The organism is Sulfurimonas sp. (genome assembly GCF_027056685.1).
Taxonomy (GTDB): Bacteria; Campylobacterota; Campylobacteria; order Campylobacterales; family Sulfurimonadaceae; genus Sulfurimonas.
Genome location: NZ_JALUKE010000174.1, coordinates 862 through 2,557, shown reverse-complemented (window position 1 = coordinate 2,557; position 1,696 = coordinate 862). Strand labels below are relative to the sequence as shown.

The following is a 1,696-nucleotide window of genomic DNA, read 5'->3' as shown; positions in this document are numbered from 1 at the left end:
GGGGTAAAAAATACCCTATTGTTTTTGACTCTTGGTATAACAACTGGGAGAATCTCTCAAATTACTTTAAGTATCCACAGGACATTAGACGTATTATTTATACCACTAACATCATTGAATCTGTACACCGACAATTTAGAACATTGACTAAAACTAAAGGAGCTTTCCCTACGGATAATAGCCTCTTAAAACTACTTTATGCTGGTATTAGAAATGCCGAAAAGAAATGGACTATGCCGATAAGAAATTGGAGTCTTACAATCTCTCAGCTCAATATTCATTTTAAGGAGAGATTGAAGGGGGCTTTAGATTTGTAGAACTGTGATATAATTTGACCAACGATTTAGGTGTTGACACAGAATTTATTACAGTCCCGATATTTTTAAAATCAGGATGAAACATAACTAAATTACAATCAGAATTTATTACAGTCCCTTATTTTAGTATTTTGACTTATCAATACTCCCTCTATTATCTTATCAATATCCCCATCCAATATCTCATCAACATTTGAATAAGGTATATTAGAACGTACATCTTTTACTTGTTGATAAGGAGCCATGACATAGGAACGTATTTGATGTCCCCAACCAATATCACTCTTCTCTACACCATCTAAAAGAGCTTGCTTCTTTTCTATTTCATATTCATAAAGACGTGACTTTAACATCTTCATCGCCGTTGCTTTATTTTTATGTTGACTACGCCCATTTTGACACTGTACAACAATGTTTGTCTCTAAATGAGTAATACGAATAGCACTCTCCGTTTTATTAACATGTTGCCCACCCGCACCAGAAGCTCTATAAGTATCAATACGAATATCTTTATCTTCAATCTCTATATCAATTTCATCATCAATTTCAGGTGAAACCATTACAGAAGAAAAAGATGTATGTCGTTTAGCATTAGAATCAAAAGGAGAAATTCGTACCAAACGATGAACCCCATTTTCAACTTTTAAATAACCGTAAGCATTTTGCCCTTTAATAATAAAACTCACATCCTTAATACCTGCTTCATCACCAGCCTGATAATCAAGACTTTCAACCTTAAACCCTTTACGCTCAGCCCAACGTAGATACATTCTATAGAGCATACTTGCCCAATCTTGAGACTCAGTTCCTCCTGCACCAGGATGAATAGATATTATTGCATTATTAACATCATGTTCTCCACTTAGCATCATGCTAACTTCTAAAGCATTTATATTATCTTTTAAACTCTCGGCATCCATATATAATATATCCAAAGTCTCTTCATCTCCCTCAGACTTTGCCATATTAAAAAACGCTAATGCATCTTCAAGAGAAGACCTTGCTTCTTCATACTTAATAAGAGAACGCTCTTTTTTAGTTTTTTCTTGAGAAATGATAGATGCATTATTAGCATCATTCCAAAAATTAGATTCTTTTTGCATCTCTTCTATAACTAAGAGTCGAGTTTTAATCTCATCTGGATTAAGAATATTTTTTATATTTTCTATTTTTATTGTAAGTTGTTTTATTAACTCACCATATTCGTACGTATCCATCATATATTCCATTACATTAAATTAGTTCATATTTTATCTAAAATAAAAACAATAAAGCAAAAAAAACAAAGAATAGTGCTATAAATAAGTAAAAATAAAAAACCGTAAAGGAAAAAAAAGAAATAAGAAAAAGAAAGAAACTCAAAGAGGCAGCGACCTACA

2 protein-coding genes are annotated in these 1,696 nt (G+C 32.2%); one reads left to right on the top strand and one right to left on the bottom strand.

Annotated elements, in window-relative coordinates:
* On the top strand, window positions 1-317 hold a 317-nt coding region (locus MVY38_RS07530; protein WP_297484874.1), incomplete at its 5' end, for a transposase.
* Window positions 318-415: 98 nt separating this feature from the next.
* Here MVY38_RS07530 and prfB read toward each other — a convergent pair.
* Entirely contained in the window at window positions 416-1,534 is a 1,119-nt protein-coding gene (prfB, locus tag MVY38_RS07525) for a peptide chain release factor 2 (protein ID WP_297484872.1), read from the bottom strand.
* Window positions 1,535-1,696 lie beyond the last annotated feature (162 nt).

What these genes read in the sequence shown, in the direction of transcription:
- prfB (WP_297484872.1), bottom strand. Translation starts at nt 1,534, where the DNA reads ATGGATACGTACGAATATGGTGAGTTAATAAAACAACTTACAATAAAA.